17 protein-coding genes are annotated in these 20,828 nt (G+C 50.5%); 9 read left to right on the forward strand and 8 right to left on the reverse strand.

The window, feature by feature from the left end; genetic code table 11:
• The first annotated feature begins 152 nt into the window (after positions 1-152).
• Entirely contained in the window at positions 153-1,844 is a 1,692-nt protein-coding gene (locus BUA24_RS01140) for an ABC1 kinase family protein (RefSeq protein WP_072787916.1), read from the forward strand.
• Positions 1,845-1,860: 16 nt separating this feature from the next.
• On the opposite strand, the gene BUA24_RS01145 is transcribed toward BUA24_RS01140, so the two are convergent.
• The 5 genes from BUA24_RS01145 to trpC are packed head-to-tail and all read right to left on the reverse strand — an operon-like array spanning position 1,861 to position 5,600.
• A complete protein-coding gene (locus tag BUA24_RS01145) occupies positions 1,861-2,157 on the reverse strand; it encodes a hypothetical protein (protein WP_072787918.1) in 297 nt (98 codons plus the stop codon).
• A 4-nt stretch (positions 2,158-2,161) separates the two neighbouring features.
• Positions 2,162-2,935 carry a tryptophan synthase subunit alpha gene (gene trpA / locus BUA24_RS01150; protein ID WP_072787920.1) on the reverse strand — a complete coding sequence of 258 codons (774 nt, stop codon included), beginning with the start codon at positions 2,933-2,935 and terminating at the stop codon, positions 2,162-2,164.
• Positions 2,932-4,113 carry a tryptophan synthase subunit beta gene (gene trpB / locus BUA24_RS01155; RefSeq protein ID WP_072787921.1) on the reverse strand — a complete coding sequence of 394 codons (1,182 nt, stop codon included), beginning with the start codon at positions 4,111-4,113 and terminating at the stop codon, positions 2,932-2,934. Before trpB ends, trpA begins: the two co-directional genes overlap by 4 nt.
• On the reverse strand, positions 4,110-4,805 hold the full coding sequence (locus BUA24_RS01160) for a phosphoribosylanthranilate isomerase (RefSeq protein ID WP_072787923.1): 696 nt from the start codon (positions 4,803-4,805) through the stop codon (positions 4,110-4,112). Before BUA24_RS01160 ends, trpB begins: the two co-directional genes overlap by 4 nt.
• 3 nt (positions 4,806-4,808) lie before the next feature.
• On the reverse strand, positions 4,809-5,600 hold the full coding sequence (gene trpC, locus BUA24_RS01165; RefSeq protein ID WP_072787925.1) for an indole-3-glycerol phosphate synthase TrpC: 792 nt from the start codon (positions 5,598-5,600) through the stop codon (positions 4,809-4,811).
• Between the two features lie 274 nt (positions 5,601-5,874).
• Here trpC and BUA24_RS01170 point away from each other — a divergent pair, with 274 nt between their 5' ends.
• From BUA24_RS01170 to BUA24_RS01205, 8 genes are all read left to right on the forward strand, one after another.
• Positions 5,875-7,071: a hypothetical protein gene (locus BUA24_RS01170; protein ID WP_072787927.1), complete on the forward strand. Its 1,197-nt coding sequence runs from the start codon at positions 5,875-5,877 to the stop codon at positions 7,069-7,071.
• Between the two features lie 243 nt (positions 7,072-7,314).
• Entirely contained in the window at positions 7,315-7,992 is a 678-nt protein-coding gene (locus tag BUA24_RS01175) for a response regulator transcription factor (protein WP_072787929.1), read from the forward strand.
• A gap of 19 nt (positions 7,993-8,011) precedes the next feature.
• On the forward strand, positions 8,012-9,364 hold the full coding sequence (locus BUA24_RS01180; RefSeq protein ID WP_072787931.1) for a HAMP domain-containing sensor histidine kinase: 1,353 nt from the start codon (positions 8,012-8,014) through the stop codon (positions 9,362-9,364).
• 203 nt (positions 9,365-9,567) lie between these two features.
• Positions 9,568-10,569 carry an acetamidase/formamidase family protein gene (locus tag BUA24_RS01185; protein ID WP_072787933.1) on the forward strand — a complete coding sequence of 334 codons (1,002 nt, stop codon included), beginning with the start codon at positions 9,568-9,570 and terminating at the stop codon, positions 10,567-10,569.
• 229 nt (positions 10,570-10,798) lie between these two features.
• Entirely contained in the window at positions 10,799-12,331 is a 1,533-nt protein-coding gene (locus BUA24_RS01190; protein ID WP_084660075.1) for an acyl-CoA carboxylase subunit beta, read from the forward strand.
• Positions 12,332-12,333: 2 nt separating this feature from the next.
• Positions 12,334-14,325 (forward strand): acetyl/propionyl/methylcrotonyl-CoA carboxylase subunit alpha, encoded by a 1,992-nt coding sequence (locus tag BUA24_RS01195; RefSeq protein ID WP_072787934.1) that lies wholly within the window; start codon positions 12,334-12,336, stop codon positions 14,323-14,325.
• A gap of 202 nt (positions 14,326-14,527) precedes the next feature.
• Complete coding sequence (locus BUA24_RS01200) at positions 14,528-15,295, forward strand: hypothetical protein (RefSeq protein WP_072787936.1); 768 nt, start codon at positions 14,528-14,530, stop codon at positions 15,293-15,295.
• Positions 15,296-15,814: 519 nt separating this feature from the next.
• Positions 15,815-16,603, forward strand: a complete 789-nt coding sequence (locus BUA24_RS01205; RefSeq protein ID WP_072787938.1) for a glucose 1-dehydrogenase — start codon at positions 15,815-15,817, stop codon at positions 16,601-16,603.
• Positions 16,604-16,649: 46 nt separating this feature from the next.
• On the opposite strand, the gene BUA24_RS01210 is transcribed toward BUA24_RS01205, so the two are convergent.
• Genes BUA24_RS01210 through queF form a run of 3 tightly spaced genes read right to left on the reverse strand, consistent with a single transcriptional unit; the run spans position 16,650 to position 20,787 of the window.
• Entirely contained in the window at positions 16,650-19,664 is a 3,015-nt protein-coding gene (locus BUA24_RS01210; RefSeq protein ID WP_072787940.1) for a proline dehydrogenase family protein, read from the reverse strand.
• Between the two features lie 54 nt (positions 19,665-19,718).
• Positions 19,719-20,291 (reverse strand): VUT family protein, encoded by a 573-nt coding sequence (locus BUA24_RS01215; protein WP_072787942.1) that lies wholly within the window; start codon positions 20,289-20,291, stop codon positions 19,719-19,721.
• A 13-nt stretch (positions 20,292-20,304) separates the two neighbouring features.
• A complete protein-coding gene (gene queF, locus BUA24_RS01220) occupies positions 20,305-20,787 on the reverse strand; it encodes a preQ(1) synthase (protein ID WP_072787944.1) in 483 nt (160 codons plus the stop codon).
• Between the last annotated feature and the right edge of the window lie 41 nt (positions 20,788-20,828).

A 20,828-nucleotide genomic window follows, 5' to 3' on the forward strand; every position in this document is an offset into this window, starting at 1 on the left:
AGTGATAAATGATGGTTAATCTCTCCCTAGAGGAGAACCTCTGAGGAACTAGTTGATCTCGTGGTCTGGAACAAGGTGCACTTCCTAAGACCTGGATCTCACTCACAGCAACTATACAGCAGCAAAACACCAGCGCCAACTAGCATGGAGATGTGCTGGCGAATCAAGAATCGATAGATGAAGACATGCGGGAAGACCTTACACCTAGCAAAGACTACTCTTACGCATCTTTCACCCCGAAGGGACCATGGAACCTGGATCTAGACAAGATCGAGTGGCTGCCGATGACATCTTCGCTTAGAGCTCGTTCTAAGGCGTCGGTTCCAAGGCTAATTCGACACAGATCCTTACCACCGACCCAACGAGTTTTAGGCACAGGGTTTCGTTTGGGTTCCGCACTTCTCCTATGGAAGTTTATCGACAAGCAGAAGGGACAGTCGAACTCTCGCAAAGGGATCTCAAGGCGGCTGCGAAACTCCTTTGAGGCACTTGGCCCCACCTATATCAAACTCGGCCAGATCATATCGGCAGGAGAAGGAATCTTTCCAGACGAACTCGTCCAGGAGTTCAAGCAGCTACGAGACCATGTAACGCCGCAGGACTTTGCGACCGTCAGAACGACCATTGAGTCGGAGTTCCAAGCCGACTTAGAAGATATATTTTCCAAGTTCGAGGAGACTCCGATCGCTGCAGCATCGATAGCACAGGTACATCTTGCTACCTTGCGCAGCGGGGAGGACGTCGTTGTCAAAGTGCAAAGATCTAACGTCGCTGATCTTGTTCGCAAAGACTTAGCCGCAATGTCTTGGATAGCACCGCAGTTAGTAGGTCGAATCCCAATTGCAGCTCTGGCTAATCCTCCAGCGTTTGTTGAACTCTTTGCTGAAACAATTGTAGAGGAACTCGACTTCAGGCTTGAAGCGGCCAACATGTTAGATATTGCCGAGATCCTAGCCGAGACAGACCAAAGGTCTATAGTGGTACCACGGCCGCATCCGAGGCTTGTCACCAAGAAGGTTCTAGTGATGGAACGTCTTTCAGGGTACAACTGGGATGACGTCAACTCAATGACGGACGCCGGAATCGATACTCAAAAAGTAGTTCGCGCCGCACTCATATCTTTCCTGGAAGGCGCAATTTTGCATGGCGTGTTCCACGGAGACCTGCACGGGGGAAATTTACTCGTGCAATCCGATGGGAAGGTCGCTCTATTGGACTTCGGAATGACCGGCCGCTTGGAGGAGTCCAAGCGCGTCGCATTCCTAAAGCTGATGTTTGGAGGCACAACCAACGACATAAAGATGCAGGTTGCGGCGTTGAGAGACCTAGGTGCCCTACCCAGAGACACCAACATAGATGAGGTCATCAAAGACTTAGCCCTCGATCAGCCTGCTAAAGATCCAACTCAGATGAGTCCAGACGAGCTGATGGCCGAGATAAGAGACATCACCAAAGCGTTGTTGGGTTACGGGGCAAAGTTACCCAAGGAACTCATTCTCTTCGTAAAGAACATGCTCTTTCTAAACGCCTCTATTGCGTTTTTAGCGCCTGACATCGATATATTTCAGGAGATAATGTACTTAGTTACATACTTCACGTCTAAGTACGGGACAGTCATAACAGAAGAGATAGGGGTTGACGTCACATCCATGCCGATTGACCTAGACGGCGTCAAAGGTAGCCTGGGTCTCGATGGGTCTGTAGAGCAGATCACCTACCGGGAACTACAAGAAAGAAGAGAACTAATCAGGAAGAGGATGGAAGAACACAGCCGTTCGCGAAAAGTGGCCGCAAGCAAAAGGTCTCCACTCGGTACACTAAAATCGCGCCTAAATCGTCCCTGAAAGACACTTTCTCCCTTCAGAACCACCACGGCCTACTCTTTGGTCTTGCATGCATGTGGAGATGGTCAGGAATCTGACGCATGGTCTCGTCGATGAAGAACTCTTTAGAATCGAAAATCTCACTTGCCGCTTCAACTAGGCGAACTCTGATTGAATCTTTAAGCGATTCTTCCACCATCACTCTATGATCCCTTAGTACTGCCATGGGGACCTCGCACGACTCACACAATATGACAACGATCGTGTCGTCTTCATAAAGCCACTGGGTAATCTTGGCCAGCTCACAGAGACCACATAAAGGGTCGTAGACCATTACTTTAGCCGTCTAACGCACTTCGTAACTCTGATACAAAGCCATAAGCCCCCTTCGGTCCTTGACCCTCCAGTAGCCTGCGCACAAGCGCTGAACCCACCACCACGCCGTCGGCAAACTCAGATACAGCGCTAGCTTGCTCGGGGTTGGAGACTCCAATACCCACAAGGATCGTCTTTTCACTTAGCGACTTCAGCCTCTTTGCTATCTCCAAAGCTGACTCTTGAACATTTGCACGTTCGCCCGTCGTCCCCATAACTCCAACTGCATAGACAAACCCCTTCGAGGCATCACAGAGTTTCTTGGCGCGATCCTCCGCCGTAGAAGGTGCTACCAGCTGCACGGTCTCGAGTCTAAGAGCATCAGCCACCGACCTCCAAGGATCGCTCTCTTCGAAACAGAGATCAGGCAGTATTACACCTGAGACCCCAGCATCTACCATCCAGCCGGCAAATCGTTTGGGACCCGCATGGTGCACTACGTTGTAGTAGGTCATCACCGCTGTAGGGACACCGAGGTCTATTCCCCTGAGTTCGCTAAAGACGCTAAGCGGAGTTGTACCTCTATCAAGGGAACGTTGAGATGCCTCCTGCACGGTAGGTCCGTCTATCATAGGGTCTGAGAAAGGAACTCCAATCTCAACAGCATCCGCACCCGCATCGACTACAGCTCGAAGAACATCTGTCCACTCGTCATCCAGTCCCCCTGTAATGTAGGGCACCAACAACTTAGAACCCTGCAATCGCTTAAGTTCTAAAGAGCTCTCCAGTGATATCATCTTTCCCCAAGCCTTGCACCGATCATGGACGCAACCACCTCAGCGTCTTTATCTCCCCTACCGGACATCGTGAGAACAACTTTAGAGCCTTTAGGTATCTCCTTGCCCGCCTCTCGAGCTAGATAAGCTACTGCGTGAGCTGGCTCCAACGCCGGCACTATGCCCTCCAGCCGTGACAGCATCACGACGGCCTCTAGAACCTCATCATCTGAGACGGCACGATAAGAGGCGCGCCCTATCGACGCAAGATAAGAGTGTTCCGGACCCACACCCGGATAATCAAGTCCCGCCGAGATACTCTTTGCTTCTTCGACTTGACCGAACTCGTCCTGCAGAAGATTCGAACGCATCCCATGGACTACCCCTGGAGCACCTTTGCCGATCGCCGCACCACCCTCAGGTTCAACCCCAATTAGCTTTGCCGTCGAGTCTACAAAGCCTGCAAAGGTACCAGCGGCGTTGGATCCCCCGCCAACACAGGCCAGTACAAAGTCCGGTGACCCCCCATGTTGCGACCTGAACTGGTCAGAGGCTTCCTCTCCGATTACCCTCTGAAACTCCCTAACCATGTAAGGGTAAGGGTGGGGACCCATTACTGAGCCTATACAGTAATGGGTAGTATCCAGCTCCGACACCCACGCTCTCATCGCCTCATTGACGGCGTCTTTAAGTGTCTTGGACCCAGAGGAGACAGGGATCACCTCAGCGCCGAGGAGTTGCATACGAAACACGTTGAGAGCCTGCCTCTTTACATCTACCTCTCCCATGTATACCTTACACTCCAGCCCAAATAGGGCCGCTGCTGTAGCGGTCGCCACGCCGTGCTGACCGGCTCCTGTCTCGGCAATTATCCTCGACTTGCCCATCTTCACCGTCAAGAGAGCCTGCCCTATAACGTTGTTAATCTTGTGGGAACCAGTGTGGGTGAGATCTTCTCGCTTTAGAAATACCTCCACTCCCAACTGGCTCGACAGTCGTTTCGCATGGGTAAGAGGAGTAGGTCTTCCTGCATACTCTGAAAGAATCTGCCGGTACTCTTCTACAAAGTCGTCGTCGGCCCAGAACTTCTCAAAGAACGACTCAACCTCTTCGCATGCCCTAAAGAGGGACTCGGGCACAAATCGGCCGCCGAACTCCCCAAACCTACCGTTGTGAGGCTGGCCCATCAATGTATTCATCTACCTATCTCCCAGTTGTAAGGAACCACATCTTCGTCGTCTGAGACAGCATCTTTTCGAGAGCGAACATCGAGATCGTCTGAATCGATGTCATCACTACTCCTAGCCTGCGCAATAAATTTTCGCAATTTCATAGGATCTTTCTTCCCCGGTTCTAACTCAACGCCGCTTGAGACGTCAACTCCAAATGGCCGAAGTACACTAACTGCTTCCTTGACGTTTTCTGGCGTGAGTCCACCGGCCACGATCATCTTCGTCCGCTCTGGAACAGCCTCTACCAACGACCAGTCAAACACCTGTCCCGACCCTGGCGACGGTGAGTCGACGAGTATAGCCCAGGCACTAAAAGACTTCACTCTCTCTAGGCGCTCTCGCCCAGCAACGATCGCCCTAACTGTGTACATCACTCTCTCCGAGATATGGTCGATCTGCTCCGGTAGGTAGTTTCCGTGTATCTGAGCACCTGATAGGCCCAGGGTGTGGGTGATCTCAACGATCTTCTCGGGCCGTTCGCCAAGAAAGACTCCAAAGGTCATAACAGAAGAAGGGATCTGAGAGTGGATAGATCTAACCTGATCTACAGTCACCTGCCGAGGAGATGAGGCAAAAACGAACCCGAGGGCATCGGCACCAAGCGCCACACTTAGCAGAGCGTCTTGAGCGTTAGTAATGCCACAAATCTTTACGAACATCTATTATCTTCCTCGCTTAGGGACAGTGGAAAGAGCTGAAACCAGATCACCATTACCCCTGGATCGCATCAAAGACTCTCCAACCAGTACTGCGTCACACCCCGCGGCGGCAACTCTTTCTATCTGTTCCCTATTGGAGATTCCAGACTCCGCAACCTTACATATCCCCGAAGGTATCTCCTCAATTAACTTTACCGCTAACTCGTAGTCAACCTCAAAGGTATGAAGGTTCCTTTGATTTACCCCCACAATATCTGTGCCAATCTCTAAAGCACGGTGGAGCTCTTCGAGCGTGTGCACCTCAACCAACGTATCGACCCCTAGGTCTTTCGCTACCTTTAGAAGCTCTACAAGCTCACCAGGAGCTAGTATCGCCACTATAAGCAGTACCGCCGAGGCTCCCCAAATCTTCGCATCCAATACGTCCTTGACTGACACGGTAAAGTCTTTACGCAAGAGGGGCAGATTGCAGAGGGTTCCTACCGTTATAAGGTCATCCATGGAACCTCCAAAGTGCTTCTCGTCGGTTAGCACAGAGATGGCGCTCGCTCCGCCTGCGACATAGTGTGAAACCATCTCCCCTAGATCGATCTCTTTAGCTATGACCCCCTTTGAGGGCGACCTTCGTTTGATCTCGGCGATTAGAGCAACCTGGTCACCTAAGGTCAGAGCGTCTTTGAACGAGGTTGGCGATTGCACCTTTTCAGCCGCTCGATAAAGCTCTCTTTCATCACGATCGTCTCTGCGTGCGCGATCCCTATGGAATGCGGCGATCTCATCTAAGTATGTAGCCATTGGATAAAAGCCTACCCAATGATCGAGGCACTTTTACAGATAACGCATGACGAGCTGTTCAGTAGACATCCCTTACACAATATTTAACAGTTCTATAACATCTATCCTCCCTCAACAGGAATTTTGCACCTTTCCGCAAGAACAACTTTACGCGTGTCACAGTAGAGCTGCACACTACTATGACAACAGTGGGGGGGGACGCACTTAGGAGGCTCCAGACTAATACGATGAAAAAAGCGATATGAAGGCTTATGGCTTAGGACGGAACTCCTAAGTGAATCACCACTCTTACCCATCCATCAAGAGCGATGCGTCAAAGACGCCGCTTTTAGCCGCGCTTATGGCTGTCGTTGCTTACGCGATCTTTGTGGTCGTTCGGACCGTCTTTGCAGCGAAAGGAAACATCGCAGCCTTCATCGTCCTGGGGAACAGCTTTGTAGACAGACATGCGCTGCCTATCCAACATCTACCTCAGGTAAACGGGCCAGGGTACGACGGACAGTTCTACTTCAGAATGTCGCTAGACCCGTTCAACCTGAATGAACATGCATTTGGAATAACCTTTGACACTCCTTATCGACCATCAAGAATCGGCTACCCACTCATAGTCTTCGTACTAGCCGCCTTCGATAAGGCACTAGTTCCTGCATCTCTTGTCTACACCAACCTCTTAGCAGTTGGCGCGATAGCTTTCTTAGGCGCGCATATGGCAAAAGACGCCAAGATCTCGCCTTTTTACGGACTTCTTCCAGCGGGTTACTTTGGCTTCACCTTCTCGATCTCAAGAGACTTGACGGAGATAACGGGAACGGTGTTTGTACTTGCAGCACTGTACTTTATGAGAAGACAGAGATGGAAGCTTGCAACCTTAGCCTTTTCCTACTCGGTCATCACCCGAGAAACCGCTACTTTGGTAGTATTCGCCATCGGCATCTATTGGCTGTGGTGTCATAGATACGTTATCTCCCCAAGGTTTGACCGGCACAAAGCTCCTTTTCCGCCTTACATATGGATCGTTCCGGCATTTGTTTATGCTTTTTGGGGAGTTGTCACATTTTTGAACGTCCACCAGGTTGGGCTAAAATCAGACCTAGCAGCAAACCTGTACTTTCCTTTGGCTGCCCCGATCGAAGCCTTGGCTGAAAGACTGTCTGATATCAACCAACTGTCATCTTTACTCTGGCTTGGCCAGAGCGCTTCATGGGCTACAACGCAAGCAGTTGCAGCTGCTCAGTACAGGCATAGCAAGGCAACGCCTTGGGAAAAGCTTGCCTGGTTGGTAACCGTATTAGCCTCTCTATCTCTCTCTAGCGAGATATGGGGAAACACCAACTATCTCCGCTCTGTCTCGCTATCGTGGATACTGGCCGTGGTAGTTCTCTGGGGCTCAAAGCCCTCACGGAGGTTTATCGCCTCCATCTCATTAGTTAGCTGGTTGATCAGTGCGCTGCCACTTCTTCTATTTATTTAGGTCGCCCCCGACTATAACATCGATACCCTAACGCTTCTCTTGACACCTCAGGGTTTGCTCAAGTAGGAGATACCACAGCATCACCACTTACAAAACTCATCTTCTACCCATCGACGCCAAAGGTAGGAGACAACTAACATAAATTTTCTTACAAGAGGTGAAATCTGAAAGCCGTCCCAATAGGTCTTCTTAGTAGTTCCGAAGTACTTTCATAACAATTACTTACTATGCTCATCTGCATCTATGGACACCAATGCAAAAGTGGTCGTTGTGGAGGACGATAACTCGATCGCTGATCTCCTTCGAACCTATCTAACAAAGGAATGCTTTGAGGTATCGGTTGCCACTCAAGGAGCCGAGGCGTTGGCTCTAATAGCGGAGTTAAAGCCCAACATCGTCGTCTTGGATCTAAACCTTCCAGGCGCTCTGGATGGATTGGACGTATGTAGAGCACTCCGCAAAACATCAGACACCCCGATCGTCATGGTGACAGCAAGGGACGCAGAGTTGGACCGGGTACTCGGTCTTGAGCTTGGAGCAGACGACTACGTAACAAAACCATTTTCGCCTCGAGAACTGACCGCCCGGATAAAGTCGATACTGCGCAGGTACAACCACTCCCCTGTTACAAACACAGACACTCTCACCTTGGGCGGAGTGGTCGTCGATCAAAAGCGTCGGGTAGTTACTCTATTTGGAGAACCGGTGGCCTTGACAACCCGAGAGTTCGATCTGCTCGCCTTTCTCCTTCAAAATCGAGGCCTGGTTCTCACCCGAAAACAGCTACTCGACGGAGTCTGGGGTCCCGAGTGGTACGGTGACGATCGAACAGTAGACGTTCACGTCAGACAACTTCGTAAAAAACTCACGGATGAGTTTCCCCTTGCAACGGTTTGGGGAGTGGGATACCGGCTCGACTGACAAGAAAACTGGCTCAACGATGAAACGCAAGTTAGTAGTGGCCTTCGTGGCAGCCGTAGCGGTGACCGTTCTAGCTGCCGGACTAGGTGTACTTCTTGTGACGAACCGAATCGACAAGGATCAAACGATCACTATTTTGTCTCGTTCTAGCGCCATCTTCGTTACTCTTGCCCAGCGCGCGCCTTCTAAGTTCTACCTCGATCTGCTACAGGGTCGCAGGCTTGGAGGTGCTCTCCTTGGTGTGATCTCACCCACCGGTAAGGTTTTGGGACATCAAATCGCAAGGATACCTGCGAGTCTCATCAAGCCAAAGCTATTGCTGAAGGGACACGTAGTAACGTGGATATCGCACAATCGTCTGTACTTTGCACGCCCCTTCCCCCTTGCCAAGCCACTCTTTCATTCCCTGACGGGAGTTATCGTTCTCGCACGAATTATCCCCGGTAGCGCCATCTCCATCGCCTACCTTTTGACGGTAAGCGCTTTGGTGTTGTTATTCGCCTATCTGATCTCCAGCATCATATCGGACCGAATTACAAGTGGGCTGTATTCACTAATTGAGGTCACCAAACGGATCGCCAAGGGTGACCTTGGTGCCAAGGTTACCCTTGGCGAAGACGCAGATAAAGAGCTTCAAGATCTCGCCTTTGCAATAAATACAATGGCCGATGAGCTTGCTGAGTCTAAGGAGAAGGAACAGCAGTTTTTGCTCTCCGTTTCCCACGATCTAAAGACCCCTCTCACCTCGATCGTCGGCTTTTCTGAGTCCATATTAGACGACGCCGTGGACGATCCAAAACGGGCAGCTGAGACGATCCTAAAGGAGTCACGCCGCCTTGAACGTCTTGTTGGGGACCTGCTTGAGCTTGCTAAGGTACAGTCTCCCACCTTCTCTTTAGAGATAACCACCTGCGAACTGACTCAGTTGATTAGCGATCTGGCAAACGCTTACGCCCTGCGGTCCAAGGAGTCCAAGGTCGAGTTTCAATTTGAAGGCATCTCAAGAGCCCTAACGCTTGAGACGGACCCACAGCGCTTCATGCAGATTATCGCAAACTACTTAGACAACGCTTTTAAGTTTGCCTCAGGCTCGGTCTACCTTGGAGTCTCTGAGGACGACGACAACGTGGTCGTCTCCGTAAGAGACGATGGCCCAGGAATTGCAGCAGAGGACAGTGCAAAGGTCTTTAAGGAGCAGTACCGCTCACCGAGGACCTCTTCCAAGCCAGGTAGCGGAATAGGTCTTCTTATCGTCGGACAGCTAGCCAAAGCTCTTGGATTCCAGGTTGACTATCGATCTCCAATTACCCCCTCCGGACGTGGAACTGAGATGAGGCTTCTAATTCCAAAGAGCAAGCTTTGGATCACCTGACCCCTACTAATGCCCTACCAACACGCACGGCAAGGATCGATCAAGGATTAACCACTCATCAAAGACCTGTCTTTGACTCCGGGGCTATCGTTAGTGAACCTTCATGGGGATATCATCGAAGTAGTTTCATGTAGGTAAATTAACGAAGTTTTGGAATAATGTAGATTATCAGTAACAGACATATTGAACGGAGGAGAAAAGCCGTGCAAGAGGTGGTCAGATTTGAGCCCCGGCCAGAGCAGTACGTATGGACTTTTGGAGGCGCGTCGCCTGCGATGAGTATCGATCCTGGGACTGTTTTGGACCTATACACCGAAGACTGTTTTGCCGGTCGGGTGCGATCTACTGCCGATTTGGTCTCCCAGGTCTGCGAGTTCCCTTTCTTAAACCCCCAGACAGGGCCGTTTTACATAAACGGCTCGGAACCAGGCGACACGCTGGCTATCCACTTCGTCTCTATAGAGCCTGCTAGAGACTGGGCCGTCTCCTCTACGGTCCCACTGTTCGGAGCACTAACATCCACCCGCACTACCGCTACCTTACAAAGCCCACTTCCAGAGATCACCTGGATCTGGGAGATCGACAAGGACAAGCGCATATGCAGGTTTCATGCAAAAGACAGCGCCTTCTCACACAACTTTGCCTTGGAGCCGATGCACGGAACCGTAGGCGTTGCTCCTGCAAACCTTGAGGTAAGATCGGCTCTTGTACCAGACTCCCACGGCGGCAACCTAGATACCCCCGAGATGCGCGCCGGAGTGACCTGCTATATCGGAGTCAATGTGCCAGGTGCGCTTTTTTCACTTGGAGACGGACACGCCCGTCAGGGAGAGGGGGAGACATGCGGTGTAGCCGTGGAGTGTGCGATGAACACCAAGGTGGTAATCGAACTTATCAAAGATGTTGCGACACCTTGGCCCAGACTCGAAAGTGATACCCACATTATGACCACGGGATCAGCGCGACCACTGGAAGACGCCTTTCGGGTCGCCCAGCATGACATGGTTCTTTGGCTCATGGAACTCCTAGGTCTTTCCGCCATGGACGCTTATCAGTTTGCCTCTCAGGCTGTAACCTCGCCGCTTGCGAACGTATGTGACACAAACTACACCTCTGTAGCAAAGGTGTCAAAGGAGTATCTCCGATCAGCTGAAATCTACCGAGGAGTACACAGTCACCTGAGGGAGATATCGAAGAACCTTTAGACCTAGCCGAGACCCTGACAAGAACATCCTTATGGCTCTATCGCTGCCTTCGTTTTGATCGTTGGTGCCCCGAGGTTTGACTGAAGGGATAGTTGTCCTGATAGCATTAGATTCAGGTTCGCATCTCGGAGGTAGGGTGATCAGGAACAAAGCCGCGATAGAGCGAGATCAGATTATAAGTTCGTTCGATCCGCAGTCCGAAGCAGCTATCACGAATCGTAAAAAGATTATGGAGTTGCTCGAACGTTACAACCAACTTGTGGCAGAGGCAGCCGCTGGTGGTGGCGAGCGCTACGTGTCAAGGCACAAGAAAAGAGGAAAACTTCTAGCTAGAGAGAGGTTAGAGCTGCTTCTCGACCCAGACTCGCCGTTTTTGGAGTTATCACCGATTGCAGCGTACGGCACTAACTTCCACATAGGTGGATCCATAATTACTGGAATTGGCGTCGTCAGCGACGTTGAGTGCGTCGTGATCTGCCATGAACCTACGGTCCGTGGTGGATCGATGAATCCCTACACCCTCAGGAAGAACCTAAGGGCTCTCGAGATAGCGCGTGTAAATCGTCTTCCTGTAATCAACCTTGTCGAGTCTGGAGGCGCAGACCTTCCTACGCAAGCCGATCTCTTTGTCCCTGCTGGCCAGATCTTTCGAGACCTAACTCGCCTTTCGGGTCTAGGCATACCTACGATATCTATCGTCTTTGGCAACTCTACCGCTGGTGGAGCCTATGTTCCTGGAATGTCAGACTACACGGTGATGGTCGATCGAGGTGCAAAAGTCTTTCTCGGAGGTCCGCCTCTAGTGAAGATGGCTACCGGCGAAGAGTCGAACGACGAGGAGCTTGGTGGAGCAGAGATGCACTCCCGTACATCTGGACTCTCTGACTTCTTTGCGCGCAACGAGATAGACGCCATCAGGATCGGGCGAGAGATCGTGTACGACCTCAACTGGAGAAAACTTGGCCCTGGTCCGAGCGTTAGATCGGACGACCCGATGTACGATCAAGACGAACTTCTTGCGATAGCACCCTACGACTTAAAGCAACCCGTAGACCCACATGAGGTGATCGCCAGAGTTGCAGATGGATCCCGGTTCCATGAGTATAAAGCAACCTATGGCACCTCTTTGGTGACAGGATGGGCTTCGATTCACGGTTACCCAGTCGGCATACTAGCCAACGCTAGAGGAGTGATATTCAACGAAGAGGCTAAAAAGGCTACCGAGTTCATAATGATTGCAAATCAAAGCGACACGCCACTTATCTTCATTCAAAACACAACGGGATACATGGTGGGAAAGAACTACGAGCAGGCTGGAATAATAAAGGACGGCGCAAAGATGATAAACGCTGTCACCAACTCAACGGTTCCGCACATAACTCTAATAATTGGAGCCAGTTACGGGGCAGGTAACTATGGAATGTGCGGACGAGCTTACGACCCAAGATTTCTCTTTATGTGGCCCAACGCAAAGGTCGCAGTCATGGGTCCCCAACAGCTAGCTGGCGTGATGTCGATAGTAGCTAGAGAGTCCGCCGCATCACTCAACAAACCCTTCGACGAAGAGGCTGATGCCGCCAATCGAAAGGCCATTGAGGATCAGATCGAACGCGAGTCCGAGGCCTTCTTCATGAGTGGAAAGGTCTATGACGATGGGATCATAGACCCTAGGGATACGAGAATCGTACTTGGCATGGCCCTCTCAGCAGTTCACTCTCAGACAGTTTCAGGAAGAAAGGGTTACGGAGTATTCCGTATGTAGCTATGAGCAGCAGAAGTATCAAACGAGTGTTAGTGGCAAATCGAGCCGAGATCGCTTCCCGTATATTTCGAACCGCTCATGAGTTGGGAATCGAGACGGTAGCGATATACTCCGACCCCGATTATGAGCTGCCTTACGTGAGAGAAGCGACTCTTGCACTCAGGATCCCCGGACAGTACCCAAGAGATACCTACCTCAACATAGAGGCGATAATGGAAGCGATAGAACGATCTGGAGCCGATGCTGTCCATCCAGGATACGGATTTCTCTCCGAGAACGCCAAGTTTGCTAGTGCTATCGAGAGCGCTGGAGTAACCTTTATTGGTCCTTCGTCGGATACCATTCGAACTATGGGCTCGAAAACAGAGGCTAAGGCTCTCATGCAAGACGCCTACGTTCCCACTCTCCCTCAGGTAGTGATAGACAAGGACTCAGAGGTCGATGTTGAGACTCTAAGTCGTCTACCCTATCCACTCTTGGTGAAGGCAGCTTACGGCGGGGGTGGAAGGGGTATGCGAATCCTAACCTCTCCCTCTGAGGCCCTATCTCTTATAAGGGCTGCGCAGCGAGAAGCCCTTTCGAGCTTTGGGGACCCACTTGTCTTCGTCGAGCCTTATATAGAACGCCCAAGGCACATCGAGGTGCAGATTTTTGGCGATAGGTTCGGAGATATTGCTCATCTATTTGAGCGCGAGTGTTCCTTACAGCGCAGATATCAAAAGATAATCGAAGAGTCGCCCTCACCACTTTTGAACCAGGAACAGCGAACAAGCCTTCTTGAGACGGCGGTTAGGGCGGGTAAGGCTGTCTCCTACGTAGGCGCTGGAACCGTTGAGTTTATCTTTAGCCCCGATGGAGCTTTTTATTTTCTTGAGATGAACACTAGGCTACAGGTCGAACATCCCATAACAGAGATGGTAACGGGACTGGACCTGGTCAAAGAGCAGTTCCGAATCGCGCAAGGTGAGCCGTTATCTAAAGAGATTAGAGAGGCTGCCCAAAGAGGGTGGGCCATCGAGGCACGAATCTACGCAGAAGACCCACTCGACAACTACACTCCTCAAGCGGGACAACTTCGAGACTTTTCATTTGACATAGACACCGTCAGGGTCGACAGCGGCTTTGAGAGCAACACATCGGTCTCGAGTTTCTACGATGCAATGCTGGCTAAAGTTATCGCCTTCGCAGATACGAGAGAACAGGCAGCGTCGAAACTAGAGCTTGCGCTAAGGCGAGCTCAGATCGCAGGAGTTCCCACCAACACATCGCTTATAAGAGCGATTTTGAAAGAAGAGGAGTTTTTGCGCGGCGACATCGACACCGCGTACTTGTTGCGCCACACGCCGGCTACGCTCATTGAAACTCTCCAGCTCGACACAGACGACATGAATCTTTACCTCTCCGCCCTTGTTCTCTACGTGTCGAACAAAAGGTCAAAAAGGCGCACATCTCTACATGAAATACCCTTTGCCTGGCGCAACGTCTATAACTCGGACCTCTCAGAGAGGGTAAGCGTTGGAGATAAAGAGTTTTTGGTCTCCTATGGTTTTAGACCGAAGCTGGCCGTCAAAGTGGACGAAAGAGAGATTAGAGATCCAAAGATCGACTGCCTTGATGAACACTACGTCAGATTTGAGGGCAACGGCAGACTCTACAACTTTTGGATCCACGAGAACGGCGATGGTACATACATCGTCAATGGCCCGGCGGGATCGGTAAACGCAAGGATCAGCGATCGATTTCCAAGTACTCAACGTCAAGAACACCGAGGGTCATTACTTGCTCCTATGCCCGGTACAGTAGTGGAGGTATACGTACTCGCTAACGACAAGGTTCTAGCGGGGGACCCTCTCTTATCTCTTGAAGCTATGAAGATGCAGCACGTCATCACCGCACCCAATGATGGGGTCGTAACGGAGATACGGGTAAAGTCTGGGGACCAAGTTGGACTGAAAGACTTACTGGTAGTCCTGGATGAGTCTTCTAACGATTAGTCTCCACTCAAAGGCTATCGGGGAAACTTACCCACCAAAGTTCCAACAACCTCAGATAGCTTTGCATAAGAGGCTAGAACAACTAGAGGGTACAACGACTCAAGCTAGGCAAAACCTACACCTCGAAAACTAATCTCACCTAAAGTGGTGTTCATATCGCTCCGACTACTCTAAGTGATATTCATCTCGAAGTTGGAGCTCTATGAAACGTCGAAACACACTAACCGTATCGGCAGCCGTGCTGACTGTAGCGGTTGTTGCATCGATACAACACGCGTCGCATCACAACTCGATGCTCCCATCCTCTGCAACTATGAAAGATGGAGGTTTAGTACATATCTCTCAAAGTATAAATGGGGGCCTAATACACCTTAGCTACGCCTATCCCCTTGTCAAGGTTGGTCGATCAGTAGATATGAAGGCTACCACCTTGATAGAAGATGCAGAGAACCGTTGGGGCGTTGAGTACGTCCAGGCGGTCAACGACATGTGCGGGTTAGATGACTCGTTGGCAGATCAGCATGGGAAAATCTACAGTATGATCCTTACGCCCGTGGAAATGTTCCAAGATAGACGTTACGTCTCATTGAGTGTACTCGCTTCCTACAACTTCGCCAAAGGTATATACCAGCACTCTTACTACACCGTAAATATCGATCTTCCGTCGAATCGAATCGCAACACTAAGCTCGATCGTCTCCACGAGGCAGATGACTAGAGAGATACTTACAACTGTGCAAAGGAGCATCATGTCAAAGTACGGTCCGCCAACTCAAGGCAACCCCTATGGTTTCACGCAGATCGAGAGTTACAGTGGATTCCATATCATCCCCGATGGACTGGACTTTGAATATCTTTCATGTACGGTGGCTGCGTGTGGATCTGGTCCAGTAACGATATTCGTGCCATTTAGCGAAGTTCCAAGTATCAGACCCCTGATTGCTCCGGGCAACCTAAAGCACTTCAAGTGACAAGCCGTCACTAATTTATCGAACAAGTGATAGGACTCTCCTGCCCTTGCAACTATCAACTTACGCTATGGGGAAAAGGTAGATGGTCTTAGATGATTCGATCTGTGGACAGTTCCATATGCGGGCGTTAGTTAACCATGAAAAGAACGTTCTCACAGGCTACATGGAAGTTCTTGTACAAGTCGCCTGATAGCACTACAGAGATCTCCCGATGGTCCAGCGAATCCAGAAGCGCTCATTTTCCACTTCACAAAGGAAGAACATCGCTTACCTTTAGGTCTACCGAGATCACTTTCGCAGAGATGACAAAGCGGAGAACTCGAATCGTCACACAGCCAAGGACGAATTGCCTCTCGTTTTGACACTTACCGACGAAATCACCTAGGGTTATCTAAACATCATGGCAAAACTCTTAGGTGCATCTATAAGACATTGGCAGAGTTACCGAACAACTAGATATATGCGGGTTCCAAGTGCCTCGAATCAGCGCGACGACAGTCCGTAAAGAAGGGAGTCAAGTTGTTAAAGCTAGATCTAAGTGGGAAAGTGGCTGTGGTCACCGGTGGTAACTCTGGACTGGGGGCTGCCTCCACCAAGGCTTTGTCCCAGTGCGGTGCTAGAGTTGCAATCTGCCACCACCCATCAAAGAAAGTCGAAGCTTTAAAGTTCATAGAGACTCTCGGAGGACCAGATAGCGAAATAATCGCGGTCTCTACAGACGTCTCAGACTACAGCTCTGTAACAAACGCCTTCTCTGAAATCAGGTCAGCCTTTGGTGATATCGACATTTTGATCAACAACGCCGGTGTCGACGGCAGTCGCGAGACCCTTGCATCCTGTGACATATCGAGGTGGGAGAGTGTGATCAAGGTTAATCTCTTTGGGTCAGTTTACTGTGCAAAAGAGGCGCTCAAAGATATGACCAAAAATCAGCGGGGGACTATCGTGAATATGACATCTGTCCATGAGTTCATACCCTGGAGTGGATATAGCGCTTACACAGCCTCAAAGGCAGCTCTCTCTATGCTCACCAAGACTCTTGCACAAGAGGTTGGAGACCTCAACATAAGAGTCGTTGCTGTTGCGCCAGGAGCCATTAAGACCGAGATCAATAAGGATGCATGGTCTTCACCTGCGTCCCTCAAGGATCTCGATAGCAAGATACTTCTTGGTCGTCCCGGTGAACCGCACGAGATCGGCGAAGTAGTCGCCTTTTTATGTTCACCATTAGCTAGTTACATAACAGGAACGACCATCGTTGTCGATGGTGGAATGTTAGACTACCCTGAGTTCCGGCATGGGGGATAACCAACTGGCGGTAACTTGTGAACAATAAGACTCATTCAGCGTCTAATTAGTTCACGATATCGGGCGTAAATCCCTGTCTAACTGTGTTCTCAGAGATCACATAGGGATCCAGGAACTGAAACAGGTAGTCCGGACCCCCCGACTTCGAACCGATCCCCGACATCTTAAAGCCTCCAAATGGGTGTCGACCCGGCACAGCTCCCGTTATATGTCGATTGATATAGATGTTTCCGGCTAGGAGTTCGTTCTTGATAAACTCAATGTTCTGCGGCGATCTAGAAAACAGTCCAGCCGTCAACGCGTAGTCTGTACTGTTAGCCAGCCATACAGCCTCTTCAAGGTCCTCAGCTATCTCCACGGCAAGAAGTGGACCGAAGATCTCCTCGGTCAGTACCGGCGACTCCTTTGGAAGCTCAAGAGCGACAGAAGGTAAAACGTAGTATCCCTCATCGGGAATAGCAAGCTTAGCAGTTGCCACTTCACCTTGACTTTGGGCCATGTCGCTGTAGTACTTTAGGCGCTGTTGGCTCGCATAGTCGATAAGCGGGCCCATATCGGTCTCAGGTCTTTGAGGATCCCCAACCAACAGTGTGTCCATCGCCCCGATAACACGGGATATAACCTGTTCTGCACTGCTTCTTAGCACAATCAACCTCGAACAAGCAGAGCACTTTTGACCCGAAAATCCAAACGCTGAGTAGATCACACCGGGCACAACCTGATCTAAATCTGCGTCACTATCGACGATTATTGCATCTTTGCCACCTAGCTCTGCGATCACCTTCTTGATATGGACCTGACCTTTTTGCCATTTAGAGGCAGTCTCAATTATCTCAAGCCCGACCGACCTGGACCCTGTAAAGGCCACGACAGCAACGTCTTTATGTCTGACCAGATGGGCACCAACCTCCTCACCAGGTCCTGGAAGGAAGTTGAGGACCCCATCGGGTAGTCCTACAGCTCTAAAAGCATCCACCAGCACCTTAGCTGTTGCTGGCGTCTGCTCAGCGGGCTTTAGTACCACAGTGTTACCTGCCACTAAGGCTGCTACGGTCATACCGGTAGGGATCGCAAGGGGGAAGTTCCAAGGGCCAATAACTGCCGCCACTCCTTTAGGTCGATAAAACATATCATTATGCTCACCTTTGGGGGACAAAAGCCCAACTCCCTTACCCAGCCTCACCATCTCATGGGCGTAGTAGTTGCAGAAATCTATAGCCTCTACAACGTCTGCGTCCGCTTCCTTCCAGGGTTTTCCTGCCTCGAGCACTTCGAGTGCGGCTATCTCCTTGCGACGATCATGCATCCACCTCGCCGCCTCCATTAGGTAGCCGGCTCGCCGCTCAATCGGCGTTCGGGACCAATCCGAAAGTGCTGCCATCGCTGCTGACACCGCCTCATCGACTAACTCGGAGGTGGCGTTGATGACCTCAGAGACTACATCACCTGGATGCGCAGGATTTATTGAGACCTCCTTGGCACCTCGATCGATTTCTCTTCCTCCAACATAAGGAACGGTAAGCGGAAAATAGGGCTTGGAACGACTCGATATAGCCTGCAGTGCACGTCCAAACTCTGCACTTACATGTGGTCTGTGAAACTCAAGTGTGCCTAAGTGTTGATAGGGTTGATCGAGGGCGAGCTGGTGCTCGGAAGATGACGGTCGATAGTAGTCGCTGGTTGGCTTCGGTGCCTTTAACAAAGCTTTGTAACTACCTCTCGAAGCAAAACCCTGCCTTAAAAACCCTTCATTAGCAGTGTTTTCTAAAAGACGCCTAACCAAGTAGCTCATTCCGGGAATTAACTCTCCCATCGGAATATACATTCTGACTCTCTTGCCAAGCCCGGCAACGGCCTTTGCGAGATCATCCGCCATACCGTAGAGCATCTGCACCTCATAGTCACTTGAGGGAACATTCAGCTCTGATGCTTTGGCGTGTAGATAGGAGATAGACCGTACGTTATGAGAGCCAAACGTCGGTCTGATATATTCAATAGACCCAAGAAGCAGATCTACGGCTCTTTCAAAGTTGTAGTCACTGTCTACCTTATGAACAAATGTCGGCGTCTGGTACCCCTCAGCCTCCGCCTTGACGAGCTCGCTGTCGAAGTAGGCCCCTTTTACCACACGCACCCAAAGAGGCGTGCCCCCCATCTTTACACGCTCTTGCGATAATGAGACAAACCTATTCAAATCGATAAGTGACTCCCTAAGATAGACCTGCACGACCAAACCTAGGTGATAGTCCATGAAACGTGGGTCTCTCACCAAAGTGGAAAACACCTCCCACGTAAGCGGCTTTGTTTCGTAGTCCTCCATATCCAAAAACACAATAAGTGAGTCGCCACCAAAGCTTTTCAAAACCGTCTCGAACCTATTTACAACCTCCCTTATACCTACCGAGGCGCTGAGGGGATGGTAGTGCGCCGACAACGCAGATGACTTAACAGAGATTGAACTCTTTGGGAACTCCCCTTTCGTGTCAAAGTCAAGCTTGGTAGACTCCCACCCCGATGCCGCTTTTTCCAACTCCGCCGCAAGCTCTTCGACCCTAGTTGCATAAGCAGCGGCCTCCGGTTCGGTCAAAGTTTTCTCACCAAGGACATCAACCGTCCCCAAAATACCCTCAACTCGATATCGAGTAAGTACCTTAGATATCTCCTTTGGAGAGGTCCCAGCGATAAAGTGTTGCGCAACACCTTCAAGGTTTTTACGCGTCAAAGACAGTGTTATTCCTCTGGAGAGTTTGGACGAGGTAGCGTATCTCGTTCCGACAGCGGCGATCTTAGCAAAGCGACCCCCATCTTGGGCGCCTTCAAAGTACTCCTTCATATGAGAGAGGATCTCCTCGTCGGTTCTGAGCGTCGGAAAAACATCCACAAGGCGAAATAACTGGGATCTAAAGACAGGATCCTCCATAGCAAAGCTCATCATCTGCCTGGCTAAAAGTGGTAGCTCTTTGATCCCCGTCTTGGATCCCGCAGCCTTAAAAACCTGCGCACCGAAGCGCTCGATCTCTCGTTGAAGCGGTGCATCAGCACCTTTTGTAACTGAACTCACACCAATAAATGTAACCGAAATCGAGTATTTCTCAAACTCAGCGCCTTACAGTAGCTAAGCTCCACGCACTCCAGGAGATATACTCAAAAAGCTGGATCGTCTCATCAGATAAGATACGCCTGCCCCTAGTAGAGTCACCCAAGTCTTTCCCAACACCTGGCCCAAGAAGGCTATCTGTAAAGGTATGTGAGCAAGCGTCAAAAAAAGATACGAATCGACAACGTCAGATACCACTCCAGCTAACAGTACAGCGCCAGGGAAGCTCTTTTTCTGTAAGGGAGTAAAGATGAGGAAATCAGTACTTTCTGAGACCAAGAAGGTCAGCCCTGAGGCCAGCGCCAACGTCGGAGACGAGACAAGCACCGAAATTAGTGCTCCTACAACGATTGCTGCAAAGCCGTACTTTGGACCTAGGGCACGCTGAACAAAGTCCCTCGCTATAAAGGCTGCACCGGCGAGATATACACCAGATGGCGCCTTGAGGCCGAACCCCACAGGTAAGAGATGGCCACCGGGAACGGGCTGGCCGACGTGTGCAATCATCCAGTTGGCACCTACGATAGTGCCACAGAATAATAAAAACGCTAGAGCGCCTAAAACAGTTACTTTCCTAGAGTCACGAACCACGTTTTATCGCTCCCTACCTTTTACTTCTGCTAAAACGATCATAGGACCGTACTATCTCCATCACATCCCCTCGCCTATTCTCATCTATGTCCTCTCCCCAGTTGACCGCGACCGGCTTAATCGCGATACCGCCCCGTGCGTTGAAGTCGCCGATAACGCGAATAAAAACCGGGGCACAGACGGCTACGATATCGTCCAAAATAGAGTTCACGCAGTCCTCATGGAAGGCGCCATGATTACGGTAAGCGCCTAGATACAACTTGAGCGACTTACTCTCTATGCAGAGCTGATCAGGCACATAAACTACGTCTATCTCGCCGTAGTCTGGCTGGCCCGTAATCGGACAAAGACTTGTGAACTCCATGCACTCAAGTGCTATCACAAAGTCACGCCCCGGTCTTGGAGATGAAAATACATCCATGATGTCTCTCGATGGAGAGTCATACCTATAAGAACTTTCACCACTTCCCAAGTGGGTAAGACTGTCTCTAACCACACGTTCTCCTTGCAAACACTATGTCGCTCAATCAACCTAGC

The organism is Ferrithrix thermotolerans DSM 19514, assembly GCF_900128965.1.
GTDB classification, from domain to species: domain Bacteria; phylum Actinomycetota; class Acidimicrobiia; order Acidimicrobiales; family Acidimicrobiaceae; genus Ferrithrix; species Ferrithrix thermotolerans.

Bases quoted from the DNA above. Each gene is read 5' to 3' on its own strand.
- BUA24_RS01145 (WP_072787918.1), bottom strand. From the start codon at position 2,157: ATGGTCTACGACCCTTTATGTGGTCTCTGTGAGCTGGCCAAGATTACC.
- trpA (WP_072787920.1), bottom strand. From the start codon at position 2,935: ATGATATCACTGGAGAGCTCTTTAGAACTTAAGCGATTGCAGGGTTCT.
- trpB (WP_072787921.1), bottom strand. From the start codon at position 4,113: ATGAATACATTGATGGGCCAGCCTCACAACGGTAGGTTTGGGGAGTTC.
- BUA24_RS01160 (WP_072787923.1), bottom strand. From the start codon at position 4,805: ATGTTCGTAAAGATTTGTGGCATTACTAACGCTCAAGACGCTCTGCTA.
- trpC (WP_072787925.1), bottom strand. From the start codon at position 5,600: ATGGCTACATACTTAGATGAGATCGCCGCATTCCATAGGGATCGCGCA.
- BUA24_RS01175 (WP_072787929.1), top strand. From the start codon at position 7,315: ATGGACACCAATGCAAAAGTGGTCGTTGTGGAGGACGATAACTCGATC.
- BUA24_RS01180 (WP_072787931.1), top strand. From the start codon at position 8,012: ATGAAACGCAAGTTAGTAGTGGCCTTCGTGGCAGCCGTAGCGGTGACC.
- BUA24_RS01190 (WP_084660075.1), top strand. From the start codon at position 10,799: ATGGAGTTGCTCGAACGTTACAACCAACTTGTGGCAGAGGCAGCCGCT.
- BUA24_RS01195 (WP_072787934.1), top strand. From the start codon at position 12,334: ATGAGCAGCAGAAGTATCAAACGAGTGTTAGTGGCAAATCGAGCCGAG.
- BUA24_RS01200 (WP_072787936.1), top strand. From the start codon at position 14,528: ATGAAACGTCGAAACACACTAACCGTATCGGCAGCCGTGCTGACTGTA.